General features: G+C 70.4%; 14 protein-coding genes and 1 pseudogene. 9 read left to right on the top strand and 6 right to left on the bottom strand.

The window, feature by feature from the left end; translation table 11 throughout:
• Nucleotides 1–172: 172 nt before the first annotated feature.
• Nucleotides 173–684 (bottom strand): annotated as a pseudogene (locus tag ACIHCQ_RS40090) (GntR family transcriptional regulator); the annotation flags it as partial.
• 88 nt (nt 685–772) lie between these two features.
• Between ACIHCQ_RS40090 and ACIHCQ_RS40095 the strand changes: the two are divergent.
• Nucleotides 773–1888 carry a CapA family protein gene (locus ACIHCQ_RS40095; RefSeq protein WP_399673800.1) on the top strand — a complete coding sequence of 372 codons (1116 nt, stop codon included), beginning with the start codon at nt 773–775 and terminating at the stop codon, nt 1886–1888.
• Nucleotides 1889–1936: 48 nt separating this feature from the next.
• Here the strand turns inward: ACIHCQ_RS40095 and ACIHCQ_RS40100 are convergent, their stop codons facing one another.
• Nucleotides 1937–3256, bottom strand: coding sequence for a M6 family metalloprotease domain-containing protein (locus ACIHCQ_RS40100; protein ID WP_399673802.1), 1320 nt, complete (start codon nt 3254–3256; stop codon nt 1937–1939).
• A 359-nt stretch (nt 3257–3615) separates the two neighbouring features.
• On the opposite strand from ACIHCQ_RS40100, the gene ACIHCQ_RS40105 reads away from it, so the two are divergent.
• Both ACIHCQ_RS40105 and ACIHCQ_RS40110 read left to right on the top strand, forming a co-directional pair.
• Nucleotides 3616–4266, top strand: a complete 651-nt coding sequence (locus ACIHCQ_RS40105; RefSeq protein WP_399673804.1) for a TetR/AcrR family transcriptional regulator — start codon at nt 3616–3618, stop codon at nt 4264–4266.
• Nucleotides 4267–4457: 191 nt separating this feature from the next.
• Complete coding sequence (locus ACIHCQ_RS40110; protein WP_399673806.1) at nt 4458–5966, top strand: MFS transporter; 1509 nt, start codon at nt 4458–4460, stop codon at nt 5964–5966.
• Between the two features lie 91 nt (nt 5967–6057).
• On the opposite strand, the gene ACIHCQ_RS40115 is transcribed toward ACIHCQ_RS40110, so the two are convergent.
• Nucleotides 6058–6582, bottom strand: a complete 525-nt coding sequence (locus tag ACIHCQ_RS40115; protein ID WP_399673808.1) for a MarR family winged helix-turn-helix transcriptional regulator — start codon at nt 6580–6582, stop codon at nt 6058–6060.
• A gap of 80 nt (nt 6583–6662) precedes the next feature.
• Between ACIHCQ_RS40115 and ACIHCQ_RS40120 the strand changes: the two genes are divergently transcribed.
• Nucleotides 6663–7424 (top strand): dioxygenase, encoded by a 762-nt coding sequence (locus ACIHCQ_RS40120; protein ID WP_399673890.1) that lies wholly within the window; start codon nt 6663–6665, stop codon nt 7422–7424.
• Here the strand turns inward: ACIHCQ_RS40120 and ACIHCQ_RS40125 are convergent.
• Nucleotides 7421–8518, bottom strand: coding sequence for a questin oxidase family protein (locus ACIHCQ_RS40125; RefSeq protein WP_399673810.1), 1098 nt, complete (start codon nt 8516–8518; stop codon nt 7421–7423). The genes ACIHCQ_RS40120 and ACIHCQ_RS40125 overlap by 4 nt on opposite strands.
• A 137-nt stretch (nt 8519–8655) precedes the next feature.
• Nucleotides 8656–8799, bottom strand: coding sequence for a hypothetical protein (locus ACIHCQ_RS40130; RefSeq protein ID WP_399673812.1), 144 nt, complete (start codon nt 8797–8799; stop codon nt 8656–8658).
• 150 nt (nt 8800–8949) lie between these two features.
• On the opposite strand from ACIHCQ_RS40130, the gene ACIHCQ_RS40135 reads away from it, so the two are divergent.
• Complete coding sequence (locus tag ACIHCQ_RS40135; RefSeq protein ID WP_399673814.1) at nt 8950–9948, top strand: RNA polymerase sigma factor RpoD/SigA; 999 nt, start codon at nt 8950–8952, stop codon at nt 9946–9948.
• Between the two features lie 299 nt (nt 9949–10247).
• On the opposite strand, the gene ACIHCQ_RS40140 is transcribed toward ACIHCQ_RS40135, so the two are convergent.
• Nucleotides 10248–11210: a helix-turn-helix transcriptional regulator gene (locus tag ACIHCQ_RS40140; RefSeq protein ID WP_399673816.1), complete on the bottom strand. Its 963-nt coding sequence runs from the start codon at nt 11208–11210 to the stop codon at nt 10248–10250.
• A gap of 62 nt (nt 11211–11272) precedes the next feature.
• Here ACIHCQ_RS40140 and ACIHCQ_RS40145 point away from each other — a divergent pair, with 62 nt between their 5' ends.
• From ACIHCQ_RS40145 to ACIHCQ_RS40160, 4 genes are all read left to right on the top strand, one after another.
• On the top strand, nt 11273–12826 hold the full coding sequence (locus tag ACIHCQ_RS40145; RefSeq protein WP_399673818.1) for an MFS transporter: 1554 nt from the start codon (nt 11273–11275) through the stop codon (nt 12824–12826).
• A 190-nt stretch (nt 12827–13016) separates the two neighbouring features.
• Nucleotides 13017–13778, top strand: a complete 762-nt coding sequence (locus ACIHCQ_RS40150) for a DeoR/GlpR family DNA-binding transcription regulator (RefSeq protein ID WP_399673820.1) — start codon at nt 13017–13019, stop codon at nt 13776–13778.
• Nucleotides 13775–14728 (top strand): 1-phosphofructokinase, encoded by a 954-nt coding sequence (gene pfkB / locus ACIHCQ_RS40155; RefSeq protein WP_399673822.1) that lies wholly within the window; start codon nt 13775–13777, stop codon nt 14726–14728. The genes ACIHCQ_RS40150 and pfkB overlap by 4 nt, the downstream gene beginning before the upstream one ends.
• Nucleotides 14725–16728, top strand: a complete 2004-nt coding sequence (locus ACIHCQ_RS40160; RefSeq protein ID WP_399673824.1) for a fructose-specific PTS transporter subunit EIIC — start codon at nt 14725–14727, stop codon at nt 16726–16728. The genes pfkB and ACIHCQ_RS40160 overlap by 4 nt, the downstream gene beginning before the upstream one ends.
• Nucleotides 16729–16837 lie beyond the last annotated feature (109 nt).

Raw genomic sequence — 16837 nt, forward strand, 5'->3', positions numbered from 1 at the left:
AGGTGGGGCCGCTGGTTCCCGACGGAGTGTCGGGAACGAGTGGTTTTCTACTTGGTGTGGCCCGTCACTTCGCCGATCCACTTCATGAAGTCCGCCGGATCTTCGTTGGCTACGTGCCCGGTGTCCCAGTACATCGCGGCGTTCACGTCGTCGCCCAGGCGCTCCAGGCCGGATGGCGCACCAGTTGCGCGTTGAGCCGCTCAAGGACGGCAAGGGCCACCTGCCGGCCGGAGATCTCCCCGATCCGGTCGTGCAGTTGGTGGTTGAGCTCGGAGTACGTCACCGGATCGCCACCGGGTCGCCGTCGGCGACCGCCTTCGTCATCACCGCGCCCACCTCGGCCAGTTCGGCCAACTGCCCCTCGGTGGCCGCGATGGCCGCCTTGGCCGCGCACAACCCCTCCAGGGCCATCCGGCACTCGGTGATGGCCACGGCTTCCTCGACGGTCACCACCCCCACCCGTGAGCCGCGGTTGCGGATCCGCTCGACCAGTCCTTCCGACGCCAGATCGATCAGCGCCGCGCGGATGCCGGCCCGTGTCACACCGAACTGCTCGGCGAGTTCGTTCTCCACCAGCCGCTGGGCCGGTGACATGTGCCCGCGCAGAATCGCCTGCCGCAGCTGCGTCAGCGCGTGCTGCTTGGCCTGTTCTCCGGTGCCGGGACTGGCTGCTTCCTTCTGCATCGTGCGCTCCCAGGTGGCCAACACGATTGTCAACGATTCCGTCGACCGTTCACCTCGTTTACCCAGTCGAGGTGGGTACCGTGGAAATATGCGTGAGGACGTGGTGACGCTGTTCCTCTGCGGCGATGTGATGCTCGGCCGTGGCGTTGACCAGATCCTCCCGCACCCCGGCGACCCGGATCTGCGGGAGCGGTTCATCGGGGACGCCTGTGGCTACGTCGAACTGGCGGAGGCGGTGAACGGCCCGGTTCCCCGCCCCGTCGACTACTCCTGGCCCTGGGGAGACGCCCTTGAGGTACTCGACGCCGCCGCGCCCGATGTCCGGGTGATCAACCTGGAGACCAGTGTCACGCGGAGCGACGACTTCGCGCCGGGCAAGGCCGTGCACTACCGGATGAACCCGGCCAACCTCCCCTGCCTCGCCGCGGCCCGGCCCGACGCCTGCGTGCTCGCCAACAACCACGTCCTGGACTTCGGACGGCGAGGGCTGGCGGAAACCCTCGGCTCCCTGGCCGGCGCGGGCCTGCGGGCGGTGGGCGCGGGGCGGGACCTGACGGAGGCACAGCACCCCGCCGCCCTCGACGTTCACCACGGCCGGGGCAGGGTGCTCGTCTTCTCCTGCGGGATGGAGTCCAGCGGCATTCCCCCGGACTGGGCCGCGCGCGAGGACCGCTCCGGTGTCGACTTCGTCCCCGAGGCATCGACCGCCACCGCGGCCGGGATCACCCAGCGCCTACGGAAGGTGAAGCGGCCCGGCGATGTGGCAGTCCTCTCCATCCACTGGGGGCCCAACTGGGGCTACGTCATCCCCCGCGGCGAGGTCCGTTTCGCGCACGCGCTCATCGACGGCGGCGTCGATGTCCTACACGGCCACTCGTCCCACCATCCCCGCCCCCTGGAGGTGTACCGCGGGAAGCTCATCCTCTACGGCTGCGGCGATTTCATCGACGACTACGAAGGCATCACCGGCTACGAGGAGTACCGCGACGAGCTGCGCCTGCTCTACCTCGTATCGGTGTCGCCCGAGACCGGCGAGCTGCGCGCTCTGCGGATGGCGCCCCTGCGGGCGGCCCGGCTGCGGCTCCACCACGCCCCGGACGAGGACCGCGAGTGGCTGCGGGCGACCCTCGACCGGGTGAGCCGGGCGGCCTTCGGCGTACGCGTCACCCTGGCCCCGGACGGAATGCTCGCCGTCGCCGCGTGAGTGCGAGAGCCGTCGTGAGGGCCGTCGTGAGAGCCGTCGTGAGAGCCGTCACCGGTCGACCAGGGCTGACCGGGTGACGCGCACCCGGTACGTACCGCCCGCGTCCTCCCCCACCACCGAGATGCGGATCCCGTTCCGGTTGTCGGCGAAGGACTGCCCCGGCCGGTACGGCGCGTCCGAGAGCTCCGCGTGCACATTGGGCCGCCGCGTACAGCCGTCGCTGTCCGGGTGGCTGTCCGAGACCGTCACCGGTCCCTGGCCCGTGTCCACATCGGACCGCACGCGGTAGACGAGGACACCTGGTTCGCACACGGCCTCGTCGTTGCCCGCCCGCGTACGTACCTCCACGGCGTACCCGGAGTCCTGGCCCAGCGGCACGACCACCAGCTTGGCACCGCCCGAGGTGGCCAGTGGCGTCAGCGCGTACTCCGTGGTGCCGGGCACGGACGCGCAGCGGACCTGAGCGGCGTCCAGCCAGCCCAGCTTCCACTTGTGCCAGCCCAGCAGATCGTTGTTGGGCCCCCAGTCCTCGGACATGATGTCCCAGTGGCCGACCGCGTCCCCACCCTCGCCCGTATAGAGGTCGGGCAGCCCGAAGACATGGCCGTTCTCGTGCGGCAGGACGCGGTAGCCCGTCTCCGCGTACGACCCGGAACCGTCGTCTTGGCGGCTGTAGACAAAGGACGTGTTGGCCAGCGGCACCCCGTCCGCGACCGGCGCCTCCTCGTTCCCGGAGAAGGTCACCGACAGCACGGTGTCCAGCGCGGAGGGCCCGGCATTGGGCGTGACCAGCACGTTGACCAGGTCGTACGCGCTGAAGTCGACCTTGGGGTCGGCGACGGCCACCAGGTCCTGGACGAGTCGGCGGTAGCCCGGATCGTAGGGTGAGCCGCGCTCTATCCCGTACTCCGTGAACGGCAGCGGCATCCGCAGCCAGCCCGTGACGGGCGCGTGCGGGCGGTAGCTCAGACGTCCGTACGAACTGGTCTTGAACCAGTCCGAGGTCTGCGGGAAGAACTCCGCGAGCCGGTCGAGCGCATGGCCGGGACCCCGCGCGTCCGAGAAGTCGATCATCAGATTTAGGGCGCTGACCTCGCCGATGGAGCGGACGTAGCTGGGCTGAGTGGGTATCCCTTCCGACATCTGCACCCCGAGGGCGGACGCGATACGGCACGGGCCGAGCCCCGATGCGTCGCCGCCGGCCACGGGCCCGGCGGAGGCCCGGTTGAGGGCGGGGAGCGTGGCGCTCGCCGTCGTGAGGGCGGCGAGCGCGAGGGTGGCGAGGGCGGCGAGCGCGCTGATACGGCCGCGGCTGCCGGGTCTCCCCAGTGCGCCGGGTCTGCGTATCCGGTGGCGCGTCTGCCCCATGCGATCGCCTTCGGGTCCGCGGCAGCAGGCCGGACCCTCGCTGCGCTCGGTGCGATCAGCCTGTGTCGGGCGGCGGCGGGGCGCGCGCGGGAATGAGCCGATCGAGTGGGATTCCCGGGCACGGATCACGTGCGAGGCAGGCCCCGGATCACGCGCGAGACGGGCGCGAGGTGGGCGCGAGGCAGGCGCGAGGCGGGCCCGAGGCGGGCCCGAGGCGATTGTGAAGCAGGCGTGAGGCAGGTCACATGACCCGGGGGAAATAACCGGGGATCGTTTCCCCGTTTACACCCGTGTCCCCGCTAAACGGGGAAGTGGCCCCCATTTACCATGCGTACGAGTGAACGAGAGGAAGTGGAGCTGTGAGCCCGGTCGCCGACACCGCAGTGCGCCGCCACCCACGGGCCGACGCCCTGCGGAACCGCGAGCGGATCGTGGCCGCCGCCCGCGAGATGTTCGTCGAGCACGGAGCCGAGGTTCCGTTCGACGAGATCGCGCGCCGTGCCGGCGTCGGCAACGCCACGCTCTACCGCCACTTCCCCGAGCGTTCCGCTCTCATCTACGAGGTCATCCTCCTCGTTCTGTCCCGGACGACGGAACGGGCGCACGAGGCAGCCGCCGAGGAGGCGGACGCCTTCGCGGCGCTCAGACGTTTCGTCCACGCCGCCGCCGATGAACGCGTCGGAGCGCTGTGCGGACTGCTGTCCGGCAGCATCGGCAGGGACCACCCCGAACTTGAGCTGACCGCTGAACGTGCGCGCCTCGATGAGGCCGTCCAAGCCCTCTTCACACGCGCGCAGGACGAGGGCCGTCTCCGCCACGACATCGCCATCGGAGATTTGGTGATCGGCCTCTCGCAGCTCACCCGGCCGCTGCCGGGCACTGCGTGCATGAATCTCGACCGTTTCGTCCATCGCCATCTGGAGCTGTTCCTGGACGGACTCGAAGCGCCGGCACGCTCCACACTGCCCGGCTCGGCCGTGACCATGGAGGATCTGCGCGCCACGACATAAGGCCACAGGGCCATAAGCCGTGACGCGCCGCCCGCACCGAGCGCGTCCGCACCGCATCGACCACGTACGTCATCGCTTTGTTCACGTCCAAGTTGCCTTGTTCACGATCAAGTTCTTGTTCACGTCCCGGTTCTGACCATCCCGGTTCTGACCTTTCCGCGCCTTTCCGCACCCCTTAGGTGGCTCTCTTCATGCCAAAACCAGCCGACGTCTCCGTCCCCGATCCGAGCCGCTGGAAAGCTCTGGTCTTCATAGCCCTGGCCCAGCTGATGGTGGTGCTGGACGCGACGATCGTGAACATCGCGCTCCCGCACGCCCAGGCCGACCTCGGAATCTCCGACGGCAACCGTCAGTGGGTCATCACCGCCTACGCCCTCGCCTTCGGCGGACTGCTGCTCTTCGGCGGCCGGATCGCCGACCTGTGGGGCCGTAAGAACACCTTCATCCTCGGCCTGATCGGTTTCGCCGCGGCGTCCGCACTGGGTGGCGCCGCCACCAACGAGGCGATGATGCTCGGCTCCCGCGCTCTGCAGGGTGCCTTCGGCGCCCTGCTCGCGCCCGCCGCGCTCTCCCTCCTCGCCGTGATGTTCACCGACGGCAAGGAGCGCGCCAAGGCCTTCGGCATCTACGGCGCGATCGCGGGTGGCGGTGGCGCGGTCGGCCTGATCCTGGGCGGCTTCCTCACCGAGTACCTGAACTGGCGCTGGACCTTCTTCGTCAACATCCCCTTCGCGATCGTCGCCGCCGTCGGCGCGTACATGGTGATCCACGAGCCGAAGAACGCGCGCAACCGCTCCTCGCTCGACATCCCCGGCGTCCTCCTGTCCACCACGGGCCTGGTGGCCCTGGTGTACGGCTTCACGCGCGCCGAGTCCGAGGGCTGGTCCGACTCCCTGACCATCGGCATCTTCGTCGCCTCCGCGGTACTCCTCGCCGCGTTCGTCGCCACCGAGGCCAAGGTCAAGTCCCCGCTGCTGCCGCTGCGGGTGCTGACCGAGCGCAACCGCGGCGGGATCTACCTCTCGCTGGGCCTCGCGATCATCTCGATGTTCGGGCTCTTCCTCTTCCTGACCATCTACCTCCAGGTCGTGCGGGAGTACTCGCCGGTCGCCACGGGCTTCGCCTTCATGCCGATGATCGTGGGCATGATTGCCGGTTCGACGCAGATCGGCACCCGCCTGATGACCCGCGTCGCGCCGCGGCTGCTGATGGCCCCCGGCTTCCTGGTCGCGGCTCTCGGCATGCTGCTGCTGACGCAGCTGGACCTCAACACCTCGTACTGGGCTGTGATCCTGCCCGCGGAGTTGCTGCTGGGTCTGGGCATGGGTACGGCGTTCATGCCGGCGATGTCCCTGGCCACGTACGGTGTGAGGCCGGAGGACGCCGGTGTCGCCTCCGCGATGGTCAACACCTCGCAGCAGGTCGGCGGCGCGATCGGCACGGCGCTGCTGAACACGATCGCGGCCTCCGCCACGACGTCGTACGTCGCCTCGCACCGCGCCGGAGCCACCGACGCCAATCTGCTGGGGCTCGAGGCGATGGTGCACGGCTTCTCGTCCGCGATCTGGTGGGCGGTAGGCATCCTGGTGGCCGCGGCGGCGATCGCGTTCGCGTTGATCAACGCCGGGCGTCCGGACAACGAGCCGTCCGCCGGTGTCGCGGGCGAGGACGAGGTCAAGATCCCCGTCGTAGCCCACTGACCGCGTCGCTGGTTCTGTAGATCTGCAGAAGGGCCCTGCCCGGGTCGACAACCCCGGGCAGGGCCCTTCTGGCCTTTCGCCGACTCGCCGACTACCTCAGCCAGGGCAGGTCCGCGCCGGAGTCCTCCGGCTGGAGCCCCTCGGCCACGATCCGCATGATCTGGCCCAGCTGTTCGACCTGCTCCTGAGTGAGCCGGTCGAACATCGCCTGCCGTACGGCCTCGACATGCCCCGGCGCGGTCCGCTCCAGGATCTTGAGCCCTTCGTCCGTCAGTACGGCGTTCTGGCCGCGCTTGTCGGAGGGGCAGTCCTCACGGCGTACCCATCCGTTCCTTTCCAGACGCGCTATGGCATGCGAGAGCCGGGAACGGGTGATCTTGGCGCCCATCGCCAGATCTGTCATCCGCTTGCGGCGGTGCGGAGCACGCGAGAGCTGGACGAGGAGCCCGTAATACACGTGCGGCATACCGGCGTCCCGCTGCAACTGCCGGTCGAGATGGTCCTCGAAGAGGGTGGTGGCGTGCAGATACGCCTGCCAGACGCGCTGTTCTTCGTCGGTGAGCCAACGCGGTTCGCCACCGCCCGCGTGCATTGATGCCGTATTCATGTATCCCACTCTAGATTGCTGTAAAGTTAAAGCTTGAAACTTAAAGCTGATCGGGAGCCGCCATGACCACCAGCCCCAGCACAGCGCGCATGCCCGCCCTCTATCTTTCCCACGGCGCGCCGCCACTGGCCGACGACCCGCTCTGGCCCGGCGAGCTCGCCGCCTGGTCGGCGTCCCTGCCACGCCCCACGGCGATCCTGATGGTCTCCGCCCACTGGGAGGAGGCACCGCTCGCGCTCGGTGCCACCGAACCCGTGCCGCTGGTATATGACTTCTGGGGCTTCCCCGAGCACTACTACCAGGTGACGTACGCGGCTCCCGGCGCGCCGGAACTCGCCGCTTCCGTACGGAAGCTGCTGCGCGGAGCGACGAACGACACGCCGGTGCAGGACTTCCCGGACCGCGGGCTCGACCACGGCGCGTACGTCCCGCTGGTGGAGATGTTCCCGGACGCCGACATCCCCGTCCTCCAGATCTCCATGCCGACGCTCAACCCGCGGAAGCTGATGGACATCGGCCGCAGGCTCGCGCCGCTGCGCGACGAGGGCGTACTGATCGTGGGCAGCGGCTTCTTCACCCACAACCTGGCCGCGCTGCGGCAGAGCGGGATCCCCGGCTGGTCGTCGGAGTTCGACGACTGGGGGCGGCGGGCGCTGGCCGCGGGCGATGTGGACGCGCTGCTGGACTTCGAGAACAAGGCCCCGGCCGGCCGTCTGGCGCATCCGCGGACCGAGCACTTCGCGCCGCTGTTCGTCACGCTCGGCGCGGCTGCGGAAGAGCTCGACAGCGGGCGGAGCGTGATCGACGGATTCTGGCTCGGGATGGCGAAGCGATCCCTTCAGTTCGGCTAGAGCAGCGGTTCGTTGAGCTCGATGGAGCGTACGGCGGCGGCGAGCGCGGTCGCGTCGCCGACGTCCAGCGCGGTGTCGGCGAACTTGATGGTGTGGTCGTCGCCGTGCGCGGCGGCCCGCTCGAAGACCTCCTCGGAAGTGAGCGGGGTGAGGGAGTACGGAGCCGGGCCCTTCGGCGTATACGCGGCGGTGACCGCGGCGCTCGCCGCCCAGGCGGCGGCGAGACTCGGCGCCCACAGCTCTCGGGGCAGCGCGGGCAGGGCCCGCAGTACGGCATTGGGCGCGGTCGCCGCGTGCACCAGCATGATCGGCTCGCCGTGGGCGTGGGTGGCGTAGCGGTGGGTGGCGGCCGTGACGAGCTCGGCGAGGCGGGCGCGGGCGGCGTCGGGAGCGGGCACTTCGGGACCGGGCACTTCGGGGCCGGAGCCGGGTGCCGGGTGCGGCCAGGCGGGGAGGGCGGTGAGCTGATCGAGGCGGTCCAGGATGCCGCCCTGCTGACGGGGCACGGCGGGTAGGGCGTCCAGCGCGGCGCCCGCGCTCGGCGCGCCGGCGTTCAGCGTGAGCGCGGGCAGGGTCACGGGCGCGGTCGCGGTCGCGGTCGCGGTCGCGGGGAGGGTCAGGTGCCGGGCGGCCCAGTAGCCCAGGGCGTGTGCCAGCTCGGTGACGCGGGGTGCGGTCTCCTCGGTGGTGAGCAGGGTGCGTACGGCGTGGCCCACCCGGATCACGGGATGCGTGGCGCCGCCCGCGATGCCGGGCAGCAGCCGGGGCCACCAGACGGCGAGCACCTCGCGCCAGGGGCGGTCGCCGGTCTCCCGCTCGAAGTACCGCGCCCAGTCGGCGATCCGGCGCGGGTCGCCGAGCGCCTCGCGCCAATTGGCCTCCGTCACCGGGGCGCCGGGCTGCGGCATGTCCTCCAGCTTGTCGGCGTAGGCATCCAGCCAGCGGTGGACGAGCGACGCCTGACCGTGCCGTACGAGCGCCTCGACGGCCATCGGTCCGTGATTGGTCAGCCAGCCACGGCGCTCGGGCCCGCGGGTGTGGAGGCGTTCCAGCGCTTCGTCGAGCGTGCCCGTCGTATCCCTGAACGTGTCCATGAATTGGACCCTAGGCGCGGGGTACCCGCGACGGTAACGGGCTGGGGACCTAGGCCTCTGGTCGCAGTCGCAGAAGTCTCGACGTCCTCGACGTCTCGCAGAACGTCCGGGCAACCAGAAGGCGGTGCGGGCCGTCTTCAGGGTGCGAAGACGGACGGGAAGACGAACGGGTCGAAGGTGATGGCGGTCTCACTCGTGTGGTGGTTGTAAAGCTCGGCGAGGGAGTGGAGATCGGCCGCCATTCCGGCCCTGACCTGCACTTCTGTGCATTCTTCTGACATGGCCCCTCCCATGGAGGGGCACAGGGTACTGCATGGTCACCAAAATCGATGGGTAGCGTGGGAATTCTGTCCGGATTCCAGTCGTTGTTTCCATCGGAAGCAGGGGCACCCCGGGGTGGGTGTCGCGACCTACTTATCAAGGGAGCACGCATGGCAACCCGTGCCGTCGCCCGACGTCAGTCCTCTACCGGTGGGACGGGCCGGGCCAGCAGCGTTCGCGCCGTGGGCGGGGAGATCGCCGACCGCGACCTGGTCGGCATGTACCTCGACGAGATCGCGCGTACGCCTCTGCTCGACGCCGCGAAGGAGGTCGAGCTCTCCCAGACCATCGAGGCGGGTGTGTACGCGCACCAGATCCTGGCCAAGGAGGTGGAGAGCGACGCCGCCGGAGCCACACGCGAGGAGCTCGAAGCGCTGGTTGCCGCGGGCGAGCGCGCGAAGGATGTCTTCATCCGCTCCAATCTCCGCCTTGTCGTGGCGGTGGCGCGACGCTACCCGCGCAGTGGTCTGCCCCTGCTCGACCTGATCCAGGAGGGCAATGCGGGCCTGGTGCGCGCGGTCGAGAAGTTCGACTACGCGAAGGGCTTCAAGTTCTCGACGTACGCGACGTGGTGGATCCGCCAGGCGATCACCCGCTCCATAGCCGACCAGTCCCGCACCATCCGGCTCCCTGTCCACCTGGTGGAGGAGCTCGGACGGATCCGCCGCGTGCAGCGCGAGTTCAACCGTGAGCACGGCCGGGAGCCGGAGCCCGCGGAGGTCGCGGCCGAGCTGGACTCCAAGCCGGAGCGGATCATCGACGTCCTGGACTGGGCACGTGACCCGGTCAGCCTGAACATGCCGGTGGACGACGCGGGTGAGACGCAGTTCGGCGACCTGCTGGAGGACGCGTCGGCGGTGTCGCCGGAGCAGTCGGTGCTGTCGCTGCTGCGCAGCGAGGAGCTGGAGGAGCTGATCGGCAAGCTCGACCACCGTACGGCCTCGATCATCCGCATGCGGTACGGCATCGAGGACGGCCGGGAGCGGACGCTGACGGAGGTCGGCAAGGAGCACGGTCTGACGCGGGAGCGAATCCGGCAGATCGAGAAGCACGCGCTGCTGGAGCTGAAGCGACTGGCACGCGACACGGGCTTCGACGCGGCGGCGTAACACACCCGCCCGCGCAACCCCACCCCCATAGACGGACCCCGGCACCCTCCCCCCCGGTGCTGGGGTCCTTTGCGTGCGGGGACGATGACCCTGCGCCTGCGGCGGGCTCTCCCCTACCCGCCCTCCCCCTACGCCTAGCGGCGTGGGAGGTACCCCCATCCCGAACTGGGGGCTCCGCCCCAGACCCCGCGCCTCAAACTCCCCCTACGCCCTGAGGGCGTGGGGGGACCCCCAGCGGGGCTGGATTTCCAGCCCGTCCGGCGATTGAGGACACGGCCGAAGGCCGTACCGGGGCACCCTCACCCCGCACGCAGCAGCCTCGCTCCCAAGTCCCTCACGTACTCGCGCAGCACCGCCGGCCCATGCACCGTGAACTCGCAGTCCACCAGCGCCAGCCGCAGTGCCAGCCACTCCACCGAGTCCCCCGACCTCGCCCGCAACCGGCACTTCCCCTCCCCCGTCTCCTCCGTTTCCTCCGGCGCGCCCAGAGACTCCGGCAGCCGCGCCGCCACGAACCCCGCCGGCGCCTCGAAACTGACGTCCAGGTCGTGTTCCGGTTGCCGGGACATGGAGTGGCCCAGCAGCTCCGCCGCACCCCCCTGCGGCAGCTCCCTCGGAGTGAACCGCGCCGCCGTCGCGAACGGCTCCGACACCCGGTCGACCCGGAACGTACGCCAGTCCTCCCGCCCCAGGTCGTACGCCACGAGGTACCACCGGCGCCCCGTCGACACCAGCCGGTACGGCTCGACCTGCCGCTTGCTCTCCGTCCCGTCCCCCGCCCGGTACCCGAAGCGGAGGCGCTCCCGCCCCGTCACCGTCCCCGCGATCACCGTCAGCGTGTGCGGATCGATCGTCGCGCCGTCGCCCCGGGTCAGCGGGATCGTCGCCGCCTGGAGTGTGGTGACCCGGTGCCGCAGACGCGACGGCAGCACCTGCTCCAGTTTGGCCAGCGCCCGTACGGACGCTTCCTCGATGCCCTCGATGGCGTGGCCCGCCCCCGCCCGCAGGCCCACCGCGATGGCGACCGCCTCCTCGTCGTCCAGGAGCAGCGGCGGCATCGCCGTGCCCGCGACCAGGCGGTAGCCGCCCACCGCGCCCATCGTCGCCTCGACCGGATAGCCCAGATCCCGCAGCCGGTCGATGTCGCGCCGGATCGTGCGCGGGCTCACGTCGAGGCGCTCGGCGAGCTCGCTGCCGGGCCATTCGCGCGGAGTCTGGAGTAGAGACAGCAGATTCAACAGCCGTGCCGGAGTGTCCGTCATGCGTTCCAGGGTGCCCACCATCTAGGACATTGTCTGACCTAGATGGCCCCTATCTTTCTCGCATGACTTCACAGCCCCCCGTACCGGTACCGCCGGATACCGTCTCCGACGCTTCAGACCGCCGCCGCTGGATCGCGCTCGCCATCGTCATGACCGCGGCCTTCATGGACCTGGTCGACGTCACCATCGTCAACATCGCGATACCGAGCATCGAGCGGGACCTCGGCGCCTCGTTCGGCGCCATCCAGTGGATCACCGCCGGTTACGCGCTCGCCTTCGCCGCCGGTCTGATCACCGGCGGCAGGCTCGGTGACATCTACGGCCGCAAGCGGCTCTTCCTGATCGGCATCACCGGCTTCACGCTCGCCTCCGCGCTCTGCGGCTTCGCCGCGAACGCGGACATGCTGGTCGCCTCCCGCCTTCTCCAGGGCGCGACAGCGGCGCTGATGGTGCCGCAGGTGCTGGCGATCATCCATGTCACCTTCCCCGCCCACGAGCGCGGCAAGGTCTTCGGAATGTTCGGCGCGATCATCGGCCTCGGCGCGGTGTCGGGGCCGCTGCTCGGCGCACTGCTGACCCAGTGGAACCTCTTCGGCCTCGAATGGCGGCCGATCTTCCTGATCAACCTGCCCGTGGGCATCGCCGGGCTGATCCTGGGCCGGAAGTACATCATCGAGTCCCGTGCCCCGAAGGCGCTCAAGCTCGACATGGTCGGCGTCGCCCTCGTCACGCTCGCTCTGCTGATGCTGATCTACCCGCTGACGCGCGGACGTGACCTGGACTGGCCGCTCTGGGGGCACCTGTGCATGGCCGGCAGCCTGGTCGTCTTCGCCGCGTTCGTGGCGTACGAGAAGAGGAAGACGCGTAAGGACGGTTCACCGCTGGTCGAGCTGTCGCTGTTCCGGGTGAAGAGCTTCGCCGCCGGTATCGCCGTGCAGCTCACCTTCGGCATCGCCCTGGGGATCTTCTTCCTGGTCTGGACGCTGTACATGCAGATCGGCCTCGGCTGGAGCGCGCTGCGGGCGGGTCTGACCGGTGTCCCGTTCTCGATCGCCGTGTCGGTGGCGGCGGGGATGTCCGTACAGAAGCTGGTGCCGCGCTTCGGCCGGAAGGTGCTGCAGGCGGGCGCGTTGACGATGGCCGCGGGGCTGCTCCTCTACATCTGGGAGGCCGGGCGGTACGGGACGGAGATCCAGTCCTGGCAGATGATGCTGCCGCTGACAGTGATGGGCGCGGGCATGGGCCTGATCGTGGCGCCGCTGACGGACGCGGTGCTGTCGGACGTACCGCAGGAGCACTCGGGCTCGGCGTCCGGGCTGATCAACACGACCATGCAGATGGGCAACGCGCTGGGGCTCGGGCTGGTCTCGGTGGTCTTCTTCGGGCCGCTCGACCGGGCGCTCGGCAAGCTGAGCGCGCCGAGCGAGGCGGGGAAGGCCTTCGGGGAGGCGTTCCAGAGCTCGCTGTGGTGGGTGGTGGCGGTGCTGGCCGTGATCTTCGTGGTGATGTTCGCGCTGCCCGCGCGGCCGAAGCAGCACCTGGAAGGCGGCACGGACGAACACAACGAGCACGACGAGGCGCCGGAAGCCGACGGGGAGCCGGTGCTCACCCACTGAGGCACTGAGGCCGTCACGGCGGTAGCAGGCCGAGGCCCGGCCCGGGGACAGTTCCCGGGGCCGGGCCTCTGTCATTCCCCTAGAGTCGAATATCTGCTTCCGTTTGCCCAGATCTGTTTACTTCGCAGAAATCCGGGCGTAGCCTCCAGATAAACCACACACACGGACATTGAAACGGATCCAAACCCACATGTACGCACCTGAGCGCCAGCAGGAGATCCTCCGCCTCGCCCGCGACGGCGGCCGGGTCGACGTCCTGTCGCTCGCCGAGGAGTTCCAGGTCACCGCCGAGACCATCCGGCGCGACCTCAAGGCCCTGGACCGGGCCGGACTCGTCCGCCGCGTGCACGGTGGGGCCATCCCGGCCGGGCGGCTCGACTTCGAGCCCGACCTCGCCGAGCGCGAGTCCACCGCCGCCGACGAGAAGGACCGCATCGCACGCGCCGCCCTCGCCGAACTGCCGGCGGAGGGCAGCGTGATCCTCGACGCCGGTTCGACCGTGGGCCGTCTCGCGGCGGACTTCCCGCTGGAGCTCCCGCTCACCGTCGTCACCCACGCCCTGTCCGTCGCCGCGCGCCTCGCCGACCACCCCGGCATCGACCTCCACCTGGTGGGGGGCAGGGTCCGGCACCGTACGCGGGCCGCCGTCGACGCCTGGGCGCTGCGGGCGTACGGCGAACTCAAGGCCGATGTCGTCTTCCTCGGCGCGAACGGCTTCTCCGTCGAGGGCGGCCTCACCACCCCCGACCTCGCCGAGGCCGCCGTCAAGCGCGCGATCGTCTCGGCCGCGCGGCGCGTGGTGCTGCTGGCCGACTCGGCCAAGCACGGCCAGGAGCACTTCGCCCGCTTCGGCGACCTCGCCGACGTCGATGTGCTCATCACCGACAGCGGGCTCAGCCCGAAGGACGCCGCGGCGATCGAAGCCGCGGGAACGGAAGTCGTACGCGCATGATCCTCACTGTCACCCCGAACCCCTCCCTGGACCGTACGTACGAAGTCCCGGCCCTGGACCGCGGCGAGGTGCTGCGGGCCACGGCCGAACGGATGGACCCCGGCGGCAAGGGCGTCAACGTCTCGCGGGCCGTCGCCGCCGCCGGACACCGTACGGTCGCCGTCATGCCGCTCGGCGGCGCGCCGGGCGCGCTGGTCGCGGAGCTGCTGGCAGGGCAGGGCATCGAGGTCGCGCCGGTGGCGGTGGCCGGGCACACCCGCTCGAACATCGCCCTGGCGGAGCCGGACGGCACGCTGACGAAGATCAACGCGCCCGGACCCGTACTGACCGCCCCGGAATCCGAGGCGCTCCTGTCCACGGTCCGGGACCACTCCTCGTCCGCCGCGTGGATCGCCTGCTGCGGCAGTCTGCCGCGCGGCCTCACCCCCGAGTGGTACGCCGAACTGGTCGCCCGCGCCCACGCGGCCGGGGCACGGGTCGCCCTCGACACCTCGGGCCCCTCGCTGCTCGCGGCCCTCGGTTCGCACCCCGACGTCGTCAAGCCCAACGCCGACGAACTCGCCCAGGCCGTCAACCGCCCGCTGATCACCATCGGCGACGCCGTCAAGGCGGCGGAGGAGCTGCGGGGCCTCGGCGCCGGTGCCGTACTGGCCAGCCTGGGCGCGGACGGCCAGTTGCTGGTCTCCGAGACGGGCACGTACTTCGGCTCGGCCCCGGTCCTGGCCGTACGCAGCAACGTCGGCGCGGGCGACGCGTCACTGGCCGGCTTCCTGGCGGCGGGCGGCGAAGGCCCAGCCGCGCTGGCCGCGGCGGTCGCGCACGGCGCGGCGGCCGTCCAACTGCCCGGCAGCGTGATGCCCGCGCCTGCCGACCTCGACCTGTCGGCGGTCAGCGTGACCGCCGATGTACCTCTGGAACGAATCCTCACTGAGCAAGGGAGCCCGCGATGAGCGACATGATCACCGCGGACCTGGTCGATCTCGACCTGGCCGCGACGACGAAGGAGGCCGCGGCCCGTTCGCTGGCCGAGCGAATGGTGAGCCTGGGCCGGGTCACCGACCTGGACGGCTTCCTGGCCGATGTGGCGGCCCGTGAGGCGCAGATGCCGACGGGCCTGGACGGCGGGATCGGCATTCCGCACTGCCGGAGCGAGCACGTCACGGAGCCGACGCTGGCGTTCGGCCGCAGCGCGCCGGGCATCGACTTCGGCGCGCCCGACGGCCCAGCGGACCTGATCTTCCTGATCGCGGCCCCCGCGGGCGCGGACGACGCTCACCTGACGATCCTGTCGAGCCTGGCGCGCCAGCTGATGGACGAGGAGTTCACGAGCGCGCTGCGGGCGTCGACGGACGCGGAGCAGGCGGCGGCACTGATCCGGGGCGACGCGACGCTGACAGCCATGGCCGAGGCCGAGGCCCAGGTCGAGGTCGAGGCTCCGGCGGGCGCCGCCAACGAGCAAGGGGAGGGCGGAACCCCGGCTCCCTTCCGGATCGTCGCCGTCACCTCCTGCCCCACTGGGATCGCCCACACCTACATGGCCGCCGAGTCCCTCGAAAAGGCGGGCGAGGCGAACGGCGTCGAGGTCGTCGTCGAAACGCAGGGCTCCGCCGGGTTCGACCGGCTCGACCCGCGCGTCATCGCCGCCGCCGACGGCGTGATCTTCGCGCACGACGTACCGGTACGCGACAAGGACCGGTTCGCCGGCAAGCCCACCGTCGACGTCGGCGTCAAGGCCGGAATCAGCAGGCCCGCCGAACTCATCGCCGAGGTGCGCGGCAAGGCAGAACGCGGCGAGGTCAGCGGCCCGGCCGACAAGGCCGCGCCCATGGACGCGGCCGGGGAGCCCGGCGAGGGCTACGGCACGAAGCTGCGCAAGTGGCTGATGAGCGGCGTCAGCTACATGGTCCCGTTCGTCGCGGCGGGCGGTCTCCTCATCGCCCTCGGCTTCGCCATCGGCGGCTACGAGATCGCGAGCGCCAAGCCCGTCACCGAGGTGTTCGTCTGGGGCGACCACACCAGCTGGGCCGCGCTGCTCTTCCAGATCGGCGGGCTGGCGTTCAGCTTCCTCATCCCCGTACTGGCCGGGTACATCGCCTACGGAATGGCCGACCGTCCCGGTCTCGTCCCCGGCTTCGTCGGCGGCGCGGTCGCGCTCCAGATCAACGCCGGGTTCCTCGGCGGCCTGATCGCCGGTCTGCTCGCGGGCGGCACGGTCATGGCGATCCAGCGCGTGAAGATTCCCGCGCCACTGCGCGGCATCATGCCGGTCGTCGTGATACCGCTGATCTCGTCGATTGTCGTCGGCTTCCTGATGTTCCTGGTGGTCGGCAAGCCGATCGCCGAACTCCAGAAGGCGCTCACCGACTGGCTGTCCAGCCTCTCGGGGGCCAACGCGATCATCCTGGGCGTCATCCTCGGCCTGATGATGTGCTTCGACCTCGGCGGCCCGCTCAACAAGGTCGCCTACACCTTCGCGATCGGCGGTCTCGCCAACCCCAACGAAGGTTCCCTCAAGGTCATGGCCGCGGTGATGGCCGCGGGCATGGTCCCGCCGCTGGCGATGGCGCTGGCCACGGTCGTGCGCGCCAAGCTCTTCACCAAGGCCGAGCGCGAGAACGGCAAGGCAGCCTGGGTGCTCGGCGCGTCCTTCATCACCGAGGGCGCGATTCCCTTCGCCGCCGCCGACCCGCTCCGGGTCATCCCGTCCGCGATGGTGGGCGGCGCGGTGACCGGCGCGCTCTCGATGGCCTTCGAGTGCACCCTGCGCGCCCCGCACGGCGGCGTCTTCGTGATCCCGCTGATCGGCAGCCCGTTCCTCTACCTGGTGGCGATCGTCGCGGGCACGCTCGTCAGCACGGGCCTGGTCATCCTGCTCAAGGGCGCCCGCAAGGTGAAGCCGGAGCAGCCGACCCCCGCGGAGCAGGAGCCGAAGGTGCTCGCTGCGGCCTGACGCCGAATCGCTGAATACCTCGGATACCGCTTCCGCCGGACGCCGCCCCCACCTGACGGGGGCGGCGTCCGTCCGCCGCGGCGGTTCGGCGGCGCTTGTCGAGGGCGGG

The organism is Streptomyces sp. NPDC052236 (assembly GCF_044548015.1).
In the GTDB taxonomy this organism is placed as follows: Bacteria; Actinomycetota; Actinomycetes; order Streptomycetales; family Streptomycetaceae; genus Streptomyces.